The organism is Parapusillimonas sp. JC17 (genome assembly GCF_052180245.1).
Taxonomy (GTDB): domain Bacteria; phylum Pseudomonadota; class Gammaproteobacteria; order Burkholderiales; family Burkholderiaceae_B; genus Parapusillimonas.
Genome location: NZ_CP197474.1, coordinates 591,106 through 609,546 on the forward strand (window position 1 = coordinate 591,106; position 18,441 = coordinate 609,546).

The window sequence follows — 18,441 nt, forward strand, 5'->3', positions numbered from 1 at the left end:
GCCCCGATTCATTGTGTTTGGCTGCGCCGGCGCCGCGTCAGTAGATGCGGGCTTCGCCTTCCGGCCGGGTCTTGAAGCGCCGGTGCACCCAGTAGTATTGCGGCGGGTCCTGGCGAACCCAGTCTTCGATGAGCCGGTTCAGGCGGGCGGTGGCTGCTTCCGGCGTGTCGTCGCCGGGAAAGTCCGCCAGCGGCGGGAGAACCTGGACGTGATACTTGCCGGTGGCCAGGTCCAGCCGGGACACGATAGGCACGACCGCCGCGTCGACGCTTTTCGCGATCTGGGCGGTGGCCAACAAGGTGGCGGCCGGCACGCCGAAGAAAGGCAGGAAGGCGGCGCCCGTCGTGCCGAAGTCCATGTCAGGCAGGTAATAGGTGGGCACGCGATTGCGCAGGTGGCGGATGAGGCCCCGGACGCCGTCATGGCGGCTGACCAGATGCACGGTATTGAAACGGCCACGGCCCTGGCGCACGATCTCGTCCACGTCCGCATCGCTCTGGCGCGTGTACATGGTGGCCGATTCGCGCAGGAACAGCGTCAATCGCGTCGCGGCGGCGTCCAACGAAATGAAGTGCGGCGCAAGCATGAGGATACGGCGTTCGGACTTGATCAGCGCATCCAGGTGCTCCAGCCCGGTAATGGGTGTGGCGTTGATGATGGTCGATGGGGCGCCGAACCACAGCAGCCCGCGGTCCACCACGGATTGCGCGAGCAATTGGAAGTGCTGCTTCAGCCAGATTTCGCGGTCTTGCGGCGACCTTTCGGGAAAGCACAGGGCAAGATTGGTGCGTACGATGTGCGCCCGCGAGCGCATGAGCTTGGGCGCGAGCCAGCCCAGCATACGCGCCCAGCGGCGGCGCGTGCCATACGGGCTGCGGCCGAAATAGGAGAATACGCCGCGTAGCAGGGGAAGCTTGTTGAATTTCATTGAGGAGGGTCGGCGGGACGCGGTGGCGCCTCTTCGGGAATCTTGTAGCGGTTGTAGCTCCACAGGTATTGCTGCGGAAAACGGCGGATGAGGGTTTCCATGGCGCTGTTGATGGAAGCCGTCAAGGCCTGCGGGCTGGAGGGCAGGGGTTCGGGCAGCCGCAGATAGTGAATGCGCCAGCCTTTTCCGCCAGGCAAGCGTTCACCCGCCGTCAGGATGACCGCCACGCCGGTCTGCAGCGCCAGCTTGCTTGCCAGCGTCATGGTATAAGCCTGCTTGCCGAAAAAGGGCGTCCAGATGCCGTCGCCGCTGCTGGGCACCTGGTCGGGCAGCATGCCCACCGCCTCGCCGCGCTTGAGTGCGCGGACGAACTCGCGCACTCCCTGCGTCGAGGCCGGAACAGCCTTGAGGCCGGGCATGTCACGGGCGTGTTGCATGATGGGCTCAAGAAACGACTGGCGAGGAGGGCGGTACATGACGGTGATCGGCCCATGCTTGGTCGTGTAGCGCGCGGTGATCTCGAAGCAGCCCAGATGCGGCGTCAAATACAGGATGCCCCGGCCTTCGGCGAGGGCATTGCGTACCACCTGGTCGTCGGCGCTGTCGGTGAGGTCCAGGCATTCCTCCGTGTGCAGCCAGATGCGGGGCGTTTCGAGAATCATCGCGCCGGTTTCCGCGGCGGCTTGCCGCGCGAACGACGGGTCGTGATAGCCCGCCTGACGAGCATTCTGCAACAGGCGCCGGCGGTATCGGCCGGGCAGGGCATAGACGAGCATGCCGACTAGGCGCCCGACCCTGTGCAGCACGGGAAGCGGCAGGGAGGCCAGCAGATGAAACAAAGCCCGGAACATAGACGGCTGAAATAACCCTTGCGGAAGGTGGTGTAAATAGTATCCGGGCCTATTTTCGCTTAAAATGCCATTTATCGCTGAGTTAACCGACAACTTGCGGGGCGATAAAGCGCTGTCTCCGGGTGGCGTGCAACTAATCCGCTAAAGCGTCGCGCCCGATTTTCACTGCTACGCAGGTGTCCGAGGTGCAACGCGTTTCGTTCAACCTCCAGGCCGGGCAACCGGCAATACAAGGACGCAATCGCCGTGGCAAATAACGATTTCCTTTTCACTTCCGAATCCGTTTCCGAAGGTCATCCCGACAAGGTCGCCGACCAAATTTCCGACTCCATCCTCGACGCCATCTTCACGCAAGACCCCAATGCCCGCGTGGCGGCCGAAACCCTGTGCAATACCGGCCTGGTCGTCCTGGCCGGTGAAATCACCACCACGGCCAACGTCGACTATATCCAGGTCGCGCGCGACACCATCAAGCGCATCGGCTACGACAACACCGATTACGGCATCGACTATAAAGGCTGCGCGGTGCTGGTGGCCTACGACAAGCAATCGCCCGACATCGCCCAGGGCGTCGATCGCAGCGAAGAAGAAATCCTGAATCAGGGCGCGGGCGACCAGGGGCTGATGTTCGGCTATGCCTGCGACGAAACGCCCGACCTCATGCCGGCACCCATCTGGTATGCGCACCGCCTGGTGCAGCGCCAAAGCGAACTGCGCAAAGACGGCCGCCTGCCGTGGCTGCGCCCCGACGCCAAGTCGCAGGTCACGTTTCGCTATATCGACGGCAAGCCGGCCGAGGTCGACACCGTGGTGCTGTCCACGCAGCACGCGCCCGATGTCTCCCAGGCCGACATCCGCGAAGCCGTCATCGAAGAAATCATCAAGCCCAGCTTCCCCGACGGCCTGCTCACGCCCAAGAGCAAGTTCCTGGTCAACCCCACCGGCATCTTCGTCATCGGCGGGCCTCAGGGCGACTGCGGCCTGACGGGTCGCAAGATCATCGTCGACACCTACGGCGGCGCATGCCCCCATGGCGGCGGCGCGTTCTCGGGCAAGGATCCCTCCAAGGTCGACCGCTCGGCCGCCTATGCGGCCCGCTACGTGGCCAAGAACGTGGTGGCCGCCGGCCTTGCGCGTCAATGCCAGGTGCAGGTCAGCTACGCCATCGGCGTGGCGGAGCCCATCAACATCACCGTCTACACCGAAGGCACCGGCGTGATCCCCGACGAGCAGATCGCCCGCCTCGTGCGCGAACACTTCGACCTGCGTCCGAAGGGCATCATCAACATGCTCGACCTGCTGCGCCCCATTTATGCCAAGACGGCCGCCTACGGCCACTTCGGCCGCAGCGAGCCCGAGTTCAGCTGGGAAGCCACGGACAAGGCGCTGGCACTGAAGCAGGCCGCCTGACATGGACGCACACGAGGCGAAGCGCAAGCGCGACGACGCTCGCAGCCTGAATCCCAGCGATTCGCCTTGTGTCGCGGTGTGCTCGACGCTGTACGACGATATCTGCCGCGGCTGCGGACGCACGGCCATGGAGGTCGCCAACTGGGTGTTCCTGGACGACAGCGAAAAACGCGCGGTCTGGGAACGCATCACGGCTCAGGGCTATCCCAAGCGGAAAGGGTAGTTTTCCGGGGTCAGACCCTGGCTAGTTTCCGGGGTCAGACCCCGCGTGGGGTCTGACCCCTTCAGCTTTTAAGAGGTCGGACCCCGGCTGGTTTTTGGGGGTCAGACCCCGTACGGGGTCTGACCCCATGCTACAATCCAGGCTCCCGAGGGGCGCTGCAACGGTGTCGATCCATGATCCACCGCTAGGCTCGGGAAAGTCTCTTCACCCAACGGCGCTCATCGTTCCCTGTACAGGCGAAGATGAGCTCACGTTGCAAAGGCGCTTTGGCTGCTACAGGTTTACTGGAATACCACCATGAATACTGTTGCCGAAGCCACCGTCACTGACTACAAAATTGCCGATATCGCCCTGGCCGAATGGGGCCGCCGCGAAATCGCCATTGCCGAAACCGAAATGCCCGGCCTCATGGCGACGCGCGAAGAGTTCGCCGCCAGCCAGCCATTGAAGGGCGCCCGCATCGCCGGCAGCCTGCACATGACCATCCAGACCGCGGTGCTCATCGAGACCCTGAAGGCCTTGGGCGCCGACGTGCGCTGGGCGTCGTGCAATATCTTCTCGACCCAGGACCACGCCGCCGCAGCCATCGCCGCCAGCGGCACGCCCGTTTTCGCCATCAAGGGCGAAACGCTGGAAGACTACTGGCAGTACACCCATGAAATCTTCGAATGGCCCAATGGCGACCACGCCAACATGATCCTCGACGACGGCGGCGACGCAACGCTGCTGCTGCATCTGGGCGCGAAGGCGGAGTCCGACGTCTCGGTGCTTGCCAACCCGGGCAGCGAAGAAGAACGCATCCTGTTCGCCGCCATCAAGGCCAAGCTCGCGACCGACCCGAAATGGTATTCGGAGCGCCTGGCTGCGGTACGCGGCGTAACCGAGGAAACCACCACCGGCGTGCATCGCCTGTATCAAATGTCGAAGAAGGGCGAGCTCGCCTTCCCGGCCATCAACGTCAACGATTCGGTCACCAAGTCCAAGTTCGACAACCTGTATGGCTGCCGCGAGTCGCTGGTTGACGGCATCAAGCGCGCGACGGACGTCATGATCGCCGGCAAGATCGCCGTGGTCTGCGGCTTTGGCGACGTCGGCAAGGGCTGCGCCCAGGCGCTGGCCGCTTTGCGCGCGCAGGTGTGGGTCACCGAAATCGACCCGATCTGCGCCCTGCAGGCTTCCATGGAAGGCTACAAGGTCGTGACCCTGGATGAAGCAGCCGACAAGGCCGACATCTTCGTGACCGCCACCGGCAACTACCACGTCATCACGCGCGAGCACATGGAGCGCATGAAGGACCAGGCCATCGTCTGCAACATCGGCCATTTCGACAACGAGATCGATGTCGCGGCCGTCGAAGACCTGCCCTGGGAAGAGATCAAGCCCCAGGTCGACCACATCATTTTCCCCGACGGCAAGCGCGTCATCCTGCTGGCCAAGGGCCGGCTCGTGAACCTGGGTTGCGCCACCGGTCATCCGTCCTTCGTGATGTCGGCTTCGTTCACCAACCAGACCATCGCCCAGATCGAGCTCTTCACCCGTGGCGAGGCCTACGAAAAAGGCCAGGTCTACGTGCTGCCCAAGCAGCTCGATGAAAAGGTGGCCCGCCTGCATTTGAAGAAGCTGGGCGTACAGTTGACCACGCTGAGCCAGGCACAGGCCGACTACATCAACGTTTCCGCTTCGGGCCCCTACAAGCCCGATCATTATCGCTACTAAACCCGTAAGGAGAATAGCCCATGGAACTCATTCTGGTCTGGATACTGAATGCCGTCGCGCTGCTCATCGTTGCATACATCCTGCCTGGCATCACCGTTGCTTCGTTCGGTTCTGCATTGATCGCGGCACTGGTCCTGGGCTTGCTCAACACACTGGTCAAGCCCGTGCTCATCCTGTTGACGTTGCCCATCACCATCGTCACGCTGGGCTTGTTTTTGCTGGTGCTCAATGCGCTGGTCTTCTGGCTAGCCGGTTCGATACTGAAGGGCTTCCAGGTCAATGGGTTCTGGTGGGCGCTGCTGGGCGCGTTCGTCTATAGCATCGTCTCGGGACTCCTGTCGAGGTTATTGGGTTCATGAGTAGCAAGAAAGCTGTAAGTCTGGAGTTTTTTCCGCCGCGCGATGCGGCGGCACAGGAAAAGCTGGCGGACTCCGCCCGCAAGCTGCAGGCCATGCAGCCCGCATATGTCAGCGTGACATTCGGCGCGGGCGGTTCCACGCGTACCGGTACGGCGGATACCGTGCGCATGATGCAGAAGCTGGGCTGCGACGCGGCGCCGCACTTGTCCTGCATTGGATCGACCCGGTCCGTGCTGGGCAATATCCTGGATTCCTATCGCGAGCAGGGAATAAAGCGCATCGTCGCCTTGCGGGGCGACCTGCCCTCGGGCATGGGCGGCGATCCGGGCGAGCTTCATTACGCATCGGATCTCGTCTCGTTCATACGCGAACACAGCGGAGACTGGTTTCACATCGAAGTTGCGGCGTATCCGGAGATGCATCCGCAGGCAAGCAGCGCGCAGGCCGATCTCGATCATTTCATCGACAAGATCCAGGCCGGTGCCGATAGCGCCATCACGCAGTACTTCTTCAATCCGGACGCGTATTTCGATTTCGTCGACCGCGTGCGTGCAAAAGGCGTCGACGTTCCCATCGTGCCAGGCATCATGCCGATCACGAACTATGCGCAACTGGCCCGCTTTTCCAATATGTGCGGCGCCGAAATCCCGCGATGGATGCGCTTGCGCCTGATGGATTTCGGCGACGACAAGGCGTCGATCAAGGCGTTCGGCATCGACGTCATTACACGCATGTCTCAGCGCCTGTTGGACGACGGCGCCCCGGGGCTGCATTTCTATACGCTTAACAACGCCGACGTCACCACGTCGATCTGGCGGCAGCTGGATGTGGGGTCAGACCCCGAGTTGAATATGGGGTCAGACCCCGTACGGGGTCTGGCCCCTTAAGACCGCTCGCGGGGTCATACCCCGAATGGGGTCTGACCCCTTAGGGTCCTGGATGTGGGGTCATACCCCATCCGGAGTATGACCCTGCGCCACTCAAAGCACGGGCGCGGGCTTGGCCCAGCCTTTGTCGGTCAGGATGGCGTCCAGCTGGACGTCGTGGGCGGCGGGGGTATGGTTTTCGCCCGACAGATCGCCGGTGGCCCAGGCGATGCCGATGGTGGTGAAGACGTGGCCCTGCGCTTTCAGGGCCGCCAGCGTGCGGTCGTAGTAGCCCTTGCCGTAGCCGATGCGGTCGCCCTGGCGGGTGTATCCCAGCGTGGGCACCAGAATGATGTCGGGCGGCGGCGCGGGCTCGCCCACGGGTTCCATGATCCCGTAGGCGCCGGGCTGCAGCGCGGCATCCGGCGTCCATAGGCGAAAGGCCAGCGGCGCGTCGGGGGTGGTGACGACAGGCAGCGAGACGCGGTATCCTTCTTCTTCCACCCATTGTTGCAGCAAGGGCTGCAACGCGGGTTCATCTTCCATTGCCCAGAAGGCGGCTATGTTTTCGGGTGCCCGACGGCCTTCTTCGCGAAGGCGCGTGCGGGTCGTGGCCAGCCAGGTGAACAAGCGTCCTCTGATAAGCAGGGCGCCCCGGTTGCAGTCCACCGAATTCTGGGCCGCCCTGCGCTGCTTCAGGCGCGTGCGTAGCGGCGCTGCGTTATTCTCTATGCTGTTATTCATGAGCGATGTTATGTGGGACCCAATCAAAATGTTAGCTAACCAAGAACGGTATCAGAAATCCCGGGGCAAGTGTGGCTCGGCATTGGTCTCGCCCGCGCGCCTGAGCCTGTGGCTTGCCTTGACGATGGGCCTGGTCGCATGCGCCGGCGCCGAGAAGCCGGTGCTGCTGGCCGATGGCGGCGTCGCCGCAGAACAAGCGCCCGCAGCGGGAAGCTCCGTGTCCCAGGACTCCATGCTCGGCAGCGCCGTGCAGGTGGCTTCGCTGCAAGGATACGTGCCGCCGCTGCATGCCGCGCCGTCCAGCGATACGATCCAGATCGTCCCTCCGCCGCCGGCGCGTAAATTCGTCGTCGATGCGCGCGAGGCGATGCAGAAAAAGCAATGGGCGGCGCTCGACCGGCTGGTCCCCGCGGCGAAGCCGGATCCGCAGCTTGGCGTCTATGCGGAGTACTGGTCCTTGCGCCGCACGCTCCAGGATCCCACGCTGCCGGTGGCCAACGAGGCCATCGGCCGTTTCCTGCAGAACAACGCCGGCACCTACCTGGCCGATCGCCTGAAAGGCGATTGGGTCGTGGCCGCGGTGCGCGCCGGCGATTACGGCCTGCCCGCGAAGCTGGGCCCCCTTGTCAACATGAATTCCGCGGAAAACTGTTCGCTGATCATGGCGCAACACATGACGGGACAGCGTGTGAAGGCGCTCGACGCCATCGACGCCTTCCAGCCCAACAGCGCCTGCTGGACCATGCTGGATCAACTGGCTGAAAGCAAGGTGCTGGCCAGGAAAGACCTGGAACGGCTCTTGCAGGCCACGCTGGAAACCAACAAGGCGTCCAATGCGCAGCGCATGGCGGCCGTGCTGTTCGACGGAGCCGGCATGGTGCAGTACGCCGCCATCATGAAGGACCCGCGCAAATGGCTGGAAGGACGCAAGGCGCCGCGCACGAACGCCGAGGTGGAGCTGACGACGATTGCCTTGTCGCGCCTGGCCTATGGCGACAAGCGCGACCAGAACGCCGCCTACGTCGAACAGCATTGGTCCAAGGTGCTGCCCAAGGACAACATGCACTGGGTGTGGAGCCAGTTCGGCTTGGTTGCGGCCTTGAATGTCGACCTGAAGGCGGCCGACTGGTATCGCCGGTCCGGCAATACCCGGCTCACCGATTACAACCATGCCTGGCAGGTCAGGGCGGAATTGCGGCAGCCCCGCGTCGACTGGGACTGGGTCGCCAAGGCGATACGCCGCATGTCGTCGCGCCAGGCGGCAGAGCCCGTATGGGTGTACTGGTATGCGCGCGCCCTGGAGGCCCAAGGCAACAAGGCCGCGGCGACCCAGTATTATCAATCCATTGCCGCCGAACTCAATTTCTACGGACAACTGGCCAGCGAAGAACTCGGCATCACCCCCGCCTTGCCACCCGCGCCCGCGCCCGTCACCCGGGCTGAACTCGCCGAGGCCCGGGCCAATCCGGGCTTGCAGCGCGCCATTGCGCTCTTCGATCTGGGATGGCGTCCCGAGGCTGTACCGGAATGGAACTTCGCTCTGCGCGGCATGTCCGACCGCCAGTTGCTGGCGGCGGCCGAGCTCGCCCGCGCCGAGCATATCTACGACCGTGTCGTGAACACGTCGCTGCAAACCAAGCAGGAAGTGGATTTCTCGCAGCGATTCATTGCTCCCTTCGAAGGGCGCGTCACCGAGAAGGCCCGGCAGATCAACCTTGATCCCGCCTGGGTGTATGGGCTGATCCGCCAGGAATCGCGCTTCATCATGGACGCCCGCTCGCGTGTGGGCGCATCCGGGCTCATGCAGCTCATGCCGGCCACCGCGCGCTGGGTGGCGCGCAAGATCGGCATGAAGGACTTCAGCCCGGCCTCGGTGAACGATTTCGATACCAACACCGTGCTGGGCACCAATTATCTGCGCATGGTCCTGAACGACCTCAGCGGTTCCGAAGTGCTGGCCACGGCGGGCTACAATGCCGGCCCCGGCAGGCCGGTGCAGTGGCGCTCCAAGCTCGCTGCGCCGGTCGAAGGCGCGATTTTCGCCGAAACGATTCCCTTCACCGAAACGCGGCTGTACGTCAAGAACGTCATGTCCAACGCCACCTACTACTCCATGATGTTCACCGGCAAGCCGCAATCCCTGAAGCAGCGGCTGGGCACGATCGCGCCGGCGCCACGCAAGAAGGTCGATCTGCCGTGACCGCCGGCAAGCCGGCCGTTCAACGGCAGCGCGCAGCAGAGGTCGACCCCGCCATCGCGGGGCTGGACGTCTACATCGTGGGCGGAGCGGTCCGCGATGCGCTGCTGGGTCGCGCAGCGCAGGACAGCGACCGCGACTGGGTGGTGGTGGGCGCCACGCCCGAGCAGATGGCCGATCGCGGTTTCATACCGGTCGGAGGCGATTTCCCGGTTTTCCTGCATCCACGCAGCAAAGAGGAATACGCGCTGGCGCGCACCGAGCGCAAGTCGGGCCGCGGCTACAAGGGCTTTACGTTTTACACCGGCACCGACGTCACGCTGGAAGACGATCTGCAGCGCCGCGACTTGACCATCAACGCCATCGCCCAGGCGCCGGATGGCCGCCTGGTCGATCCGCTGGGCGGACGCGCCGATATCCGCGACCGCATATTCAGGCACGTGGGACAAGCCTTCGTCGAGGATCCCGTACGCCTTCTTCGTTTGGCACGCTTTGCAGCGCGCTTCCCGGATTTTTCCATAGCACCGGAAACCATGGATCTCGCCCGCCGGCTGGTCGATGAGGGCGAGGTCGATGCGCTGGTGCCCGAGCGCGTCTGGCGCGAAATCGCGAAGGGGCTGGCATGCGAAGAACCGGGGCGGATGTTCCAGGTGCTGCACGCAACCGGTGCATTGCCGCGCATCATGCCGGGATTCATCTATGATTCTTCAGTGCTCGAGGCCGATCTGGCCTGCGCCGCCCGCCGTGGCCTGGGGCTGGCTTCGCGATTCGCGCTGGCTTGCCGCCTTTCGGATTCGCCGCAGGACATCGGGCGGCACCTGCGGGCGCCCGGCGAATGCCTGGATCACGCCCGGTTGCTGCCCGAGGTGGTGGATGCATTGAGCGTCCAGTCCCGGGGCGGCGGGCCGGATGCCTGGCTGGATCTCATGGAACGTTGCGATGCGTTGCGTAAACCGGCGCGGTTCATGGACTTGATCGCGGCGGCGAATTGCGTGAGCGCGGTCGATATCGACGGCTGGCGAAAGCGCGTAGACGCCATGCGGTCCATCGATGCGGGGGCGATCGCGCTGGCCATGAAGGGGCAGCCGGAACGAATCAAAGCCGCATTGCGCGAAGCCCGCCTGCGTGCGCTGCAAGACTTATAGACGGTCGCGACGATCGCCCCGCGTGAATCCCATCAGGGGCGCATCGATGCCGCGGCCTATGGCCAGCACTTTGAAAAGCTCGCCCATTTCCGCTTCGGACAACAGCTTCTGCACCGCCGACATGGCTCGCCCGGCGGCTGCCGGGTCCGTGCCGCTGCGGGTGCTCGCCACAAGAAGCTCGGGTAAACCGGCGTTCATGAGAAAACGCGCCTGCGAGGTATAGCCCAGTACGTCCAGTCCGCCGGCCAGCGCGGCATCCGCCATGGCCGTGAAATCCACGTGCGCAGTGATGTCCTGGAGCCCTGGATGAATAAGCGGCTCGGCATGGGCATGGTGCCGGAAGTGGCACATCAGCGTGCCTTCCGCGCGTTGCGGATGGTAGTACTCGGCTTGCGGAAATCCGTAGTCCAGCAGCAATGCCGCACCCTTGCTCAGCCAGGCGCCCATTTGCCGAACCCAGGCCTCCGCCTGTAGATTGAGTTCCGACCGGTATCCTGGCAGCGGCGGCATGCGCTGCGACATGGTGTCTGCAAGTTCCGCCGGGGCAGGGCGCTCGGTCCAGGCGAAATCCGTATCTTCCAGCCGAACGCCAAGCTCTTGAAGGGCGCCGGCTTCGTCCCACCGGAAGAGGGTGGCAGGCATGGCGTCCAGGACTTCGTTGGCCAGGACGCAGCCGGAGAAATCTTCGGGAAGGGCGTCCAGCCATGTAACGGTGGCGCCGTGATCTGCGAGCCTTTCCTGTTGGCGTGCGCGCAAATCGGCCGAGACTTCCAGGATCAGATAGCGTGCGGAAATGCCCATGTCGGCCAATGCCGGCAGGATGGACGCCGCAAGCGCGCCAGAGCCGGCGCCGAACTCCAGGATGGTGTCGCTGCCGCTGCGCTCCAGGATTTCCGCGACTTGGCGGGCCAGTGTCTTGCCGAAGAGCGGGGTGAGCTCGGGTGCGGTGGTGAAGTCGCCGGTAGGCAAGCCCGCGCCAAACTTCGTGTTTCCCGCAGCGTAATAGCCCAGCCCCGGCGCGTACAGCGCAAGGCGCATCCAATGCTCGAAGGGCATGAAGCCGTGCTCCGACTGTTGGACTTGCCGTGTCAGGTAATCGCGCATCGCTTGTGCATGGGCGGTGGATGCAGCGTCCAGCGCCGGCAGGCCGGCAGGCAGGCGGGATACCGGCCTCATGGACGCTTCTTCCTGTTCATCAAGTAAAGAGTGTGGCACATCGACAGAAGGAAGGCGGTAATCAGCGCGACCGAAACGGCCACGATGTAATTGCCGAAAACCACCCACAAAGGAAGGGACAGCAGAATAGCCAGAAGAAAAGGCCTTTTGATGAGCTGTTTCATGCAGGTATTGTAAAGGGTCGGAGCCCATGCGGGGTCCGACCCTTCGAGAGACTGGGGTCAGACCCCGTACGGGGTCTGACCCCTCAATGGGTCTGGCCCCTCAACGTCAATCAGGCGAAGTCGCCGCGGCGGGCGTAGCTTTTGCCGGTGGAGGCAGGCTTGCCGCCGAAGCTTGGACGCGACTTGCCATGGCTCGCGGGCTTGCCTGCCGGCTTGCGGGCGAATGCGGGACGATCGCCGAATTCGGGACGGTCGCCGCGCGCAGGACGCTGTTCGCCTTGGGGACGCTCGCTACGGTGCTTGAAGCCGCCGCGATCATCGCCGCCAAAGGCTTTGCGACCTTCGGCGCGATCATGGCCGGGCCGGCCCTGGTAAGCCGGCTTGTCGCCGAAACCGCCGCGGCTTTCGCCACGGCCGTGCCAAGGGCTGCCTTCATGCCGGGGCTTGTCGCCAAAGCGCGGCTTTCCTTCAAACGAAGGCTTGTCTTCAAAACGCGGCTTGCCTTCGAAAGATGGCTTGTCTTCGAATCGGGGCTTCCCTTCGAAGCGAGGCTTGCCTTCGAATGCCGGCTTGTCGCCAAAGCGGGATTTGCCTTCGTAGCCGGGACGGTCTCCGTAAGGAGCGCGGTCGCCGCCGAACTTGCGGCCATGCGCCGGCTTGCCGCCGCCGAAGCCGCCGCGGGCGCCAAAGCCCTTACCCTTGCGGTCGGTGTAGGTGGGACGCACGGTTTTCTTGGGCTCCAGGCCTTCGATCACTTCCGAAGGAATGGGCTGGCCAATGAAATGCTCGATGCGACGCACTTTATGGCGCTCGGAATGGGTGGCCAGGGTGAAGGCCAGGCCATCGCGTCCGGCGCGGCCGGTACGGCCGATGCGATGGACGTAGTCTTCCGCCTGCATCGGCAAGTCGTAGTTGACGGCATGGCTGATGCCCTGCACATCGATACCGCGCGCCGCCACGTCGGTGGCGACCAGGATGCGCAGACGGCCTTTTTGCAGCAGGCCGAGCGTGCGGGTGCGTTGGCGCTGATTCATGTCGCCATGCAGGGCGGCCGCCGCAAAGCCCTGGTCGTTCAGATGGTCGGCCAGGTCGTCGGCGCCACGCTTGGTGGAGGTGAAGACGATGGCCTGATCCAGGTTCGCGTCGCGCAGCAGATGGTCCAGCAGGCGCATCTTGTGGCTGCTGTCATCCGCGTAAAGCAGGCTTTGCGTGATGTTGTTGTGCTTTTGCTTCTGGCCGGAGATCTCGATCTGCTGGGGCTCGCGCATCATCTTGGCGGCCAGGCGCGCAATGCTGCCGTCCAGCGTGGCCGAGAACAACAGCGTCTGGCGGCTTTCAGGGGTACGGCTGACGATGTGCTCGATATCTTCGATGAAGCCCATGTCGAGCATGCGGTCGGCTTCGTCCAGCACCAGGGTGTGGACGGTGGACAGGTTGACGCGCTTGGCCTGCAGGTGATCGATGAGGCGGCCGGGTGTGGCGACCAGCACGTCCACGCGGCGCGACAAGGCCTTGAGCTGCGCGCCGTAAGGCATGCCGCCCACGACCGTGGCGATGCGCAGGTCCTTGATATGGGCGCCATAGAGCTTGGTCGCATCGGCGACCTGCATGGCAAGTTCCCGCGTCGGGGTCAGAACCAGCACTTGCACGCCCGAACCTTTGTTGGGCGGCATCTGGGAAATACGGTTGAGTGCGGGCAGCATGAAGGCGGCAGTCTTGCCGCTGCCAGTCTGCGAAGAGACCATCAGGTCATGGCCTGCGAGCGCCTTGGGAATGGCGGCTGCCTGAACGGAAGTGGGATCGGTGAAGCCCGCTTTCTGGACGGCAGACAGCAGGGTAGGCACGAGACCTAAAGAATCGAAAGACATGAATATCCTTTGCCGGTAAAACGGCATACACATGGCGGGGGCGAGAAAGTGAGCCCGGAGCGCTGGTTGATTGGAGCATCGTGCCGACCTAATCAACCTAAAGTGCAGCGTAGTGTGTCTTGAAGACGCGGCGAAAGGCTCGGGGGTCAGGGAGCGATGGCGTTCGACATGGGTGCTGACGAATCAGTCAACTGCTATGCGACAGCGTTATGGAAGGCTGTATGAAAATGTCGACGCTTGAAAATGCAGTCGGAGAATTATAACGGGAATTGGGATTAAGGGAAATCCCTGTATTGTAAATTTACGACAGTAAGGGGTCAGACCCCGTACGGGGTCTGACCCCAGCCCATCGCCACTGCACTTAAGGGGTCAGACCCCGAATGGGGTCTGACCCCAGACATTCGAAGCCCGCAACGACGGCCGCATGATATTCGGGCAGCAGCAGGGCAAGGCGGTCGGCCTGCCGGTGCCAGCTTTCCTGCGCGGCGGCATCACGCGTTGCGGGAGGCGCCCAGACGGCTTCCGGAAAGCGGCTGTCGCCCCGCCAGCGGGGGATGATGTGCCAGTGCAAATGGGGAACCATATTCCCGAACTGGGCAAGATTGACCTTATCGGGCCGCAAGACGTTGCGCTGAGCCTGTTCAACCAGCCAGACCGCATCCATGAGTTCCCGGCGTTCCGCAGGAGACAGCAAGGTCATTTCGGCGACGTGGCGATTCCAGATCACCCGGGTATAGCCCGGATAGTCCGCGTCGTCGACCTGGACAACCCGGAAAGCATCGTTGCGCCACAGCACGGGGCCGCCGGGCTGCCGGCACAAGGGACAGTTTTCATTCGTGATCATGGTGCCGTCCTGACGTCCAAGGCGTTTTCCAGGGATTCGACGATGGTTTCCAGCACTTTGATGCGTGCGTAACGCTTGTCGTCGGCGGGGAAGATATGCCAGGGGCAGCGCCCGGTGCTGGTGCGTTCGAACATTTCGTTGGCGGCTTCCAGGTAGTCGTCCCATTTTTCGCGATTGCGCCAGTCGTCCGGCGTGATCTTGAAGGACTTGAACGGAGACTGCTCGCGGTCGTGGAAGCGCTCCAGCTGCTTTTCCTTGCTGACGGCCAGCCAGAATTTCAGCACCAGCGCGCCGTTGTCCTGAAGCAGGGATTCGAATTCGTTGATTTCGCCGTAGGCCCTTTGCCACTCGGCGGGCGAGCACAGCTTTTCGACGCGCTCGACCAGCACGCGTCCATACCAGGAGCGGTCGAAGATGGCGATGGCGCCGGGCAAGGGAAGATTCTGCCAGAACCGCCAGAGATAGGGGAAGGCAAGCTCGTATTGGTTGGGTGCGCTGATGGGAAGAGCGTGGAACTGGCGAGCGTCCAGCGCATGGGTGATGCGCCGGATCGCGCCGCCCTTGCCGGCGGCGTCCTGGCCTTCGAAAACCAGCACCAGGGGAAACTTGCGGAACTTTTCATGGCGGGTGAGCTTGGCCAGCCTGGCCTGCCAGCGGGCAAGCTCGCGATCGTAATCGACGCTTTTGGGCAGCGACAGAGAATAGTCGAGCTCCTGCAGCACCTCTGGCGATCTCGCCTGGTCGGTTGCGGCAGGCTGCGCCGGCGGCTTGGCCGCCGCGTCGTGCAGTGCCGCCAGCACGGCTTTGCCGGTGCAGGTGGCGCGCATGAGAGGATCGGCGGCAGGAATGATCTGCCAGGGTCGGGACGGATCGTTGCTGAGGCGGATGGCCAATTCCCCCGCCTTGCGCAGGCGGTCGAATTTCTTCCTGACCTTGATGTCTTCGGGCATGACCTGCCAGGCCGTGTCGGGGTCCGCCAGCAGCTGATCGGTGCGCCGGGCCTGTGCGTCGCGGGACAGATGGAACCAGAGCTTGACGATCTGCACGCCGTTGTTGTCCAGTGTTTCCTCGAATCGGCGGATTTCCTGGGCCATGGCCGAAAGCTTTTGCAGGTCTGGAGATTTCTTTGCCGCTTCGGCCAGCAGCGGCTTGTACCAGGATCCGAAGACGATACCGGTTCGACCACGCGGCGGCAGCCTGCGCCAGTAGCGCCAGAAGAAAGGCTGTGCCTGCTCTTCAGTGCTGGGCTCGCCGAAGGCGAGGGTGCGGATATGGCGCGCATCCATCCACTCGTTCAGCAGGCTGACGGCGGCGCCTTTTCCCGCCCCGTCGATGCCCGCGATGACGACGAGCAGGGCGCGCCCGTTCTTTTGCAGGCGTTTGTACTGGGCCTTGAGCAGCGCGGTGCGCAGCCGCGCCTCGATGGGCTTGGCCTGTTCTTTGGTGAGCGCCGGATCGGCTTCGGCTATGGTGAACATGGGGCGCTTGCCTCGTTAACAGGCCCTGAACCCTGGCATCGATTTCAAGACGCGAAGAAAAGCTGGTGCAGCGCGGCGCCCGGTTCTTCGGCACGCATGAAGGCTTCGCCCACCAGGAAGGCATGCACGTCGTGGTCGCGCATCTTCTTGACGTCTTCGGGCGTGAGGATGCCGCTTTCGGTGATGACGCGCTTGCCTTCGGGAATGTGCGGCAGCAGGTCCAGCGTATTCTGCAGCGAGGTCTCGAAGCTGCGCAGGTTGCGATTGTTGATGCCCAGCAGCGACGTGTTGAGCTCAAGCGCGACATCGAGTTCGGCGCGGTCGTGGACCTCGACCAGGACGTCCATGCCAAGCTCGGTGGCCACGGCCTCGAACTCGCGCAATTGCTGCGGGCTGAGCGCGGCGACGATGAGCAGCACGCAATCGGCTCCCAGGGCGCGGGCGTGGATGATCTGGTACGGGTCGATCATGAAGTCCTTGCGCAGCACCGGCAGCGAGCACGCGGCGCGTGCTTGCCGCAGGTAGTCGTAGGAGCCCTGGAAGAACTGGACGTCGGTCAGCACGGACAGGCAGGCGGCGCCGTGCGCCGCATACGAGGTCGCGATTTCGACGGGGTTGAAGTTTTCGCGGATCACGCCCTTGGACGGAGAGGCCTTCTTGATTTCGGCGATGACGCCCGGTTTGCCTTGCGCGATCTTGTCTTCGATGGCGCGCGCGAATCCACGCAGATCCTTGCGGCTTTTGGCTTCGCGCAGGAGATCGGATTCGCTGCGCATCTGCCTAGCCGTCTTGACTTCGGTCTTCTTGGTGTCGAGTATGTTGGCAAGGATGTCGTTCATACCAGTGTCCGTGTGTAGGTGCAGAATTCATCGAGCTTGGCGCGGGCGGCGCCGCTGGATATGGCGTCGAATGCCATCTTCAGGCCTTGCCCGATGGAGTCCGCCTTGTTGCCGGCATAGATGGCCAGGCCGGCGTTAAAGCCAACAATATCACGAGCGGGGCCTTCGATGTTGTTCAGCGCGTCCAGCACCAGTTTGGCCGATTCGACCCGGCTCGCCACCTTGATGGAACGGTTCGATACCATGCTCATGCCGAAGTCCTCGGGATGGATTTCATATTCCTTGATGACGCCGTCCTTGAGTTCGCCCACCAGGGTGGCCGCTCCCAGCGACGCTTCGTCCATGCCGTCCTTGCCGTGCACGATGAGCACGTGGTTGGAGCCCAGGCGCTCGAGCACGCGCACCTGGATGCCGACCAGGTCGGGATGGAATACGCCCATCAACTGGTTCCCCGCATTGGCGGGATTGGTCAGCGGGCCGAGAATGTTGAAGATGGTGCGGACGGCGAGCTCCTTGCGGACGGCGGCCACGTTCTTCATGGCGCCATGGTGGGCGGGCGCGAACATGAAGCCGATGCCGATGCGCTGTATGCTTTCTGCGACCTTGTCGGGCCCGAGCATCACGTTGGCGCCCAGCTCTTCCAGCACGTCCGCGCTGCCCGAGGAGGACGACGCGCTGCGGTTGCCGTGCTTGGCGATCTTCACCCCCTGCGACGCCGCCACGAACATGGCCGCCGTCGAGATATTGAAGGTATTGGCACCGTCGCCGCCCGTGCCGCACATATCGAGCAGATCGTTTTTTTCGGGAACGTCGACCTTCAGTGCGAATTCGCGCATGACCTGGGCGGCGGCGGTGATCTCACCGATGGTTTCCTTCTTCACGCGCAGGCCCATGATCAGCGCGCTGGCGATCTGCGGCGACATTTCTCCGCGCATCAGGCTGCGCATCAGATCCAGCATTTCATCATGGAAGATTTCACGATGCTCGATACAGCGGGTCAGGGCTTCGGTGGGAGTGATGGAGGTCATGGATGGGTCCTTTGTCTTGGTCTTGGGCGGAGGTTCAGATTTTCAGGAAATTGTTCAGCAAGGCGTGGCCGTGCTCGCTGAGCACGGACTCGGGATGAAACTGCACGCCGTAGACCGGCAGCGTCTTGTGGCGGACGCCCATGATTTCGCCGTCTCCGGTTTCGGCGGTGATCTCGAGGCAGTCGGGCAGCGTGTCGCGCCGGATGGCCAGCGAGTGGTAGCGCGTCACGGTGAAGGGCGAGGGCAGGTCGGCGAAGACGTCGGTGCCCGTGTGCGTGATGGAGGACACTTTGCCGTGCATGATCTGTTTCGCACGGACGATATCGCCGCCAAAGGCCGCGCCGATCGCCTGGTGGCCCAGGCAGACGCCCAATATGGGCAGCTTGCCCGCGAAGCGCTGGATCAGCTCTATGGAAATCCCCGCCTCCGCCGGAGAGCACGGGCCGGGCGAGACGCAGATCCGGTCCGGATTCATGGCGGCGATTTCATCCACCGAGGCCTGGTCGTTGCGCACGACGCGCACGTCCTGGCCGAGTTCGCCGAAGTATTGCACCAGGTTGTAGGTGAACGAGTCGTAGTTATCGAGCATCAGTAACATGTGTTTC

Annotated in this window: 18 protein-coding genes and 1 riboswitch; of the genes, 7 read left to right on the plus strand and 11 right to left on the minus strand. The window is 63.3% G+C overall.

Annotation, left to right across the window (positions count from 1 at the left end):
- Window positions 1-37: 37 nt before the first annotated feature.
- Window positions 38-928 carry a lysophospholipid acyltransferase family protein gene (locus tag ACSBPU_RS02840; protein ID WP_442595413.1) on the minus strand — a complete coding sequence of 297 codons (891 nt, stop codon included), beginning with the start codon at window positions 926-928 and terminating at the stop codon, window positions 38-40.
- Window positions 925-1,779: a lysophospholipid acyltransferase family protein gene (locus tag ACSBPU_RS02845; protein WP_442595415.1), complete on the minus strand. Its 855-nt coding sequence runs from the start codon at window positions 1,777-1,779 to the stop codon at window positions 925-927. The genes ACSBPU_RS02840 and ACSBPU_RS02845 overlap by 4 nt, the downstream gene beginning before the upstream one ends.
- 246 nt (window positions 1,780-2,025) lie before the next feature.
- Between ACSBPU_RS02845 and metK the strand changes: the two genes are divergently transcribed.
- The 5 genes from metK (at window position 2,026) to metF (ending at window position 6,374) form a co-directional block, all read left to right on the plus strand.
- Window positions 2,026-3,189 (plus strand): methionine adenosyltransferase, encoded by a 1,164-nt coding sequence (gene metK / locus ACSBPU_RS02850; protein WP_180070017.1) that lies wholly within the window; start codon window positions 2,026-2,028, stop codon window positions 3,187-3,189.
- Window position 3,190: 1 nt separating this feature from the next.
- A complete protein-coding gene (locus ACSBPU_RS02855; protein ID WP_442595417.1) occupies window positions 3,191-3,412 on the plus strand; it encodes a DUF1289 domain-containing protein in 222 nt (73 codons plus the stop codon).
- A gap of 141 nt (window positions 3,413-3,553) precedes the next feature.
- Window positions 3,554-3,639: riboswitch (S-adenosyl-L-homocysteine riboswitch) on the plus strand.
- 70 nt (window positions 3,640-3,709) lie between these two features.
- Window positions 3,710-5,128 (plus strand): adenosylhomocysteinase, encoded by a 1,419-nt coding sequence (ahcY, locus tag ACSBPU_RS02860; RefSeq protein WP_442595419.1) that lies wholly within the window; start codon window positions 3,710-3,712, stop codon window positions 5,126-5,128.
- 20 nt (window positions 5,129-5,148) lie between these two features.
- On the plus strand, window positions 5,149-5,487 hold the full coding sequence (locus ACSBPU_RS02865; protein WP_442595421.1) for a phage holin family protein: 339 nt from the start codon (window positions 5,149-5,151) through the stop codon (window positions 5,485-5,487).
- Entirely contained in the window at window positions 5,484-6,374 is an 891-nt protein-coding gene (gene metF, locus ACSBPU_RS02870; RefSeq protein ID WP_442595423.1) for a methylenetetrahydrofolate reductase [NAD(P)H], read from the plus strand. The genes ACSBPU_RS02865 and metF overlap by 4 nt, the downstream gene beginning before the upstream one ends.
- A gap of 93 nt (window positions 6,375-6,467) precedes the next feature.
- Here the strand turns inward: metF and ACSBPU_RS02875 are convergent, their stop codons facing one another.
- On the minus strand, window positions 6,468-7,097 hold the full coding sequence (locus tag ACSBPU_RS02875) for a 5-formyltetrahydrofolate cyclo-ligase (protein ID WP_442595425.1): 630 nt from the start codon (window positions 7,095-7,097) through the stop codon (window positions 6,468-6,470).
- A 28-nt stretch (window positions 7,098-7,125) separates the two neighbouring features.
- On the opposite strand from ACSBPU_RS02875, the gene ACSBPU_RS02880 reads away from it, so the two are divergent.
- Both ACSBPU_RS02880 and ACSBPU_RS02885 read left to right on the plus strand, forming a co-directional pair.
- Complete coding sequence (locus ACSBPU_RS02880) at window positions 7,126-9,297, plus strand: transglycosylase SLT domain-containing protein (RefSeq protein ID WP_442595427.1); 2,172 nt, start codon at window positions 7,126-7,128, stop codon at window positions 9,295-9,297.
- Complete coding sequence (locus ACSBPU_RS02885) at window positions 9,294-10,439, plus strand: tRNA CCA-pyrophosphorylase (protein WP_442595429.1); 1,146 nt, start codon at window positions 9,294-9,296, stop codon at window positions 10,437-10,439. The genes ACSBPU_RS02880 and ACSBPU_RS02885 overlap by 4 nt, the downstream gene beginning before the upstream one ends.
- Here the strand turns inward: ACSBPU_RS02885 and ACSBPU_RS02890 are convergent.
- The 8 genes from ACSBPU_RS02890 to ACSBPU_RS02925 form a co-directional block, all read right to left on the minus strand.
- The gene (locus ACSBPU_RS02890) at window positions 10,434-11,615 is read right to left on the minus strand and encodes a class I SAM-dependent methyltransferase (RefSeq protein ID WP_442595431.1); all 1,182 of its coding nucleotides are present in this window, start codon (window positions 11,613-11,615) and stop codon (window positions 10,434-10,436) included. The two genes, ACSBPU_RS02885 and ACSBPU_RS02890, sit on opposite strands and share 6 nt — an antisense overlap.
- Window positions 11,612-11,779 carry a hypothetical protein gene (locus ACSBPU_RS02895; RefSeq protein WP_442595433.1) on the minus strand — a complete coding sequence of 56 codons (168 nt, stop codon included), beginning with the start codon at window positions 11,777-11,779 and terminating at the stop codon, window positions 11,612-11,614. The genes ACSBPU_RS02890 and ACSBPU_RS02895 overlap by 4 nt, the downstream gene beginning before the upstream one ends.
- 110 nt (window positions 11,780-11,889) lie before the next feature.
- Entirely contained in the window at window positions 11,890-13,647 is a 1,758-nt protein-coding gene (locus ACSBPU_RS02900; RefSeq protein ID WP_442595435.1) for a DEAD/DEAH box helicase, read from the minus strand.
- Window positions 13,648-14,008: 361 nt separating this feature from the next.
- Entirely contained in the window at window positions 14,009-14,491 is a 483-nt protein-coding gene (locus ACSBPU_RS02905; protein WP_442595437.1) for an HIT family protein, read from the minus strand.
- Window positions 14,488-15,969, minus strand: a complete 1,482-nt coding sequence (pap, locus tag ACSBPU_RS02910; RefSeq protein ID WP_442595439.1) for a polyphosphate:AMP phosphotransferase — start codon at window positions 15,967-15,969, stop codon at window positions 14,488-14,490. The genes ACSBPU_RS02905 and pap overlap by 4 nt, the downstream gene beginning before the upstream one ends.
- Window positions 15,970-16,013: 44 nt before the next feature.
- On the minus strand, window positions 16,014-16,808 hold the full coding sequence (gene trpC / locus ACSBPU_RS02915; RefSeq protein ID WP_442595441.1) for an indole-3-glycerol phosphate synthase TrpC: 795 nt from the start codon (window positions 16,806-16,808) through the stop codon (window positions 16,014-16,016).
- Window positions 16,805-17,836, minus strand: a complete 1,032-nt coding sequence (trpD, locus tag ACSBPU_RS02920) for an anthranilate phosphoribosyltransferase (protein WP_442595443.1) — start codon at window positions 17,834-17,836, stop codon at window positions 16,805-16,807. Before trpD ends, trpC begins: the two co-directional genes overlap by 4 nt.
- 34 nt (window positions 17,837-17,870) lie before the next feature.
- Window positions 17,871-18,434 carry an anthranilate synthase component II gene (locus ACSBPU_RS02925; RefSeq protein WP_442595445.1) on the minus strand — a complete coding sequence of 188 codons (564 nt, stop codon included), beginning with the start codon at window positions 18,432-18,434 and terminating at the stop codon, window positions 17,871-17,873.
- Window positions 18,435-18,441 lie beyond the last annotated feature (7 nt).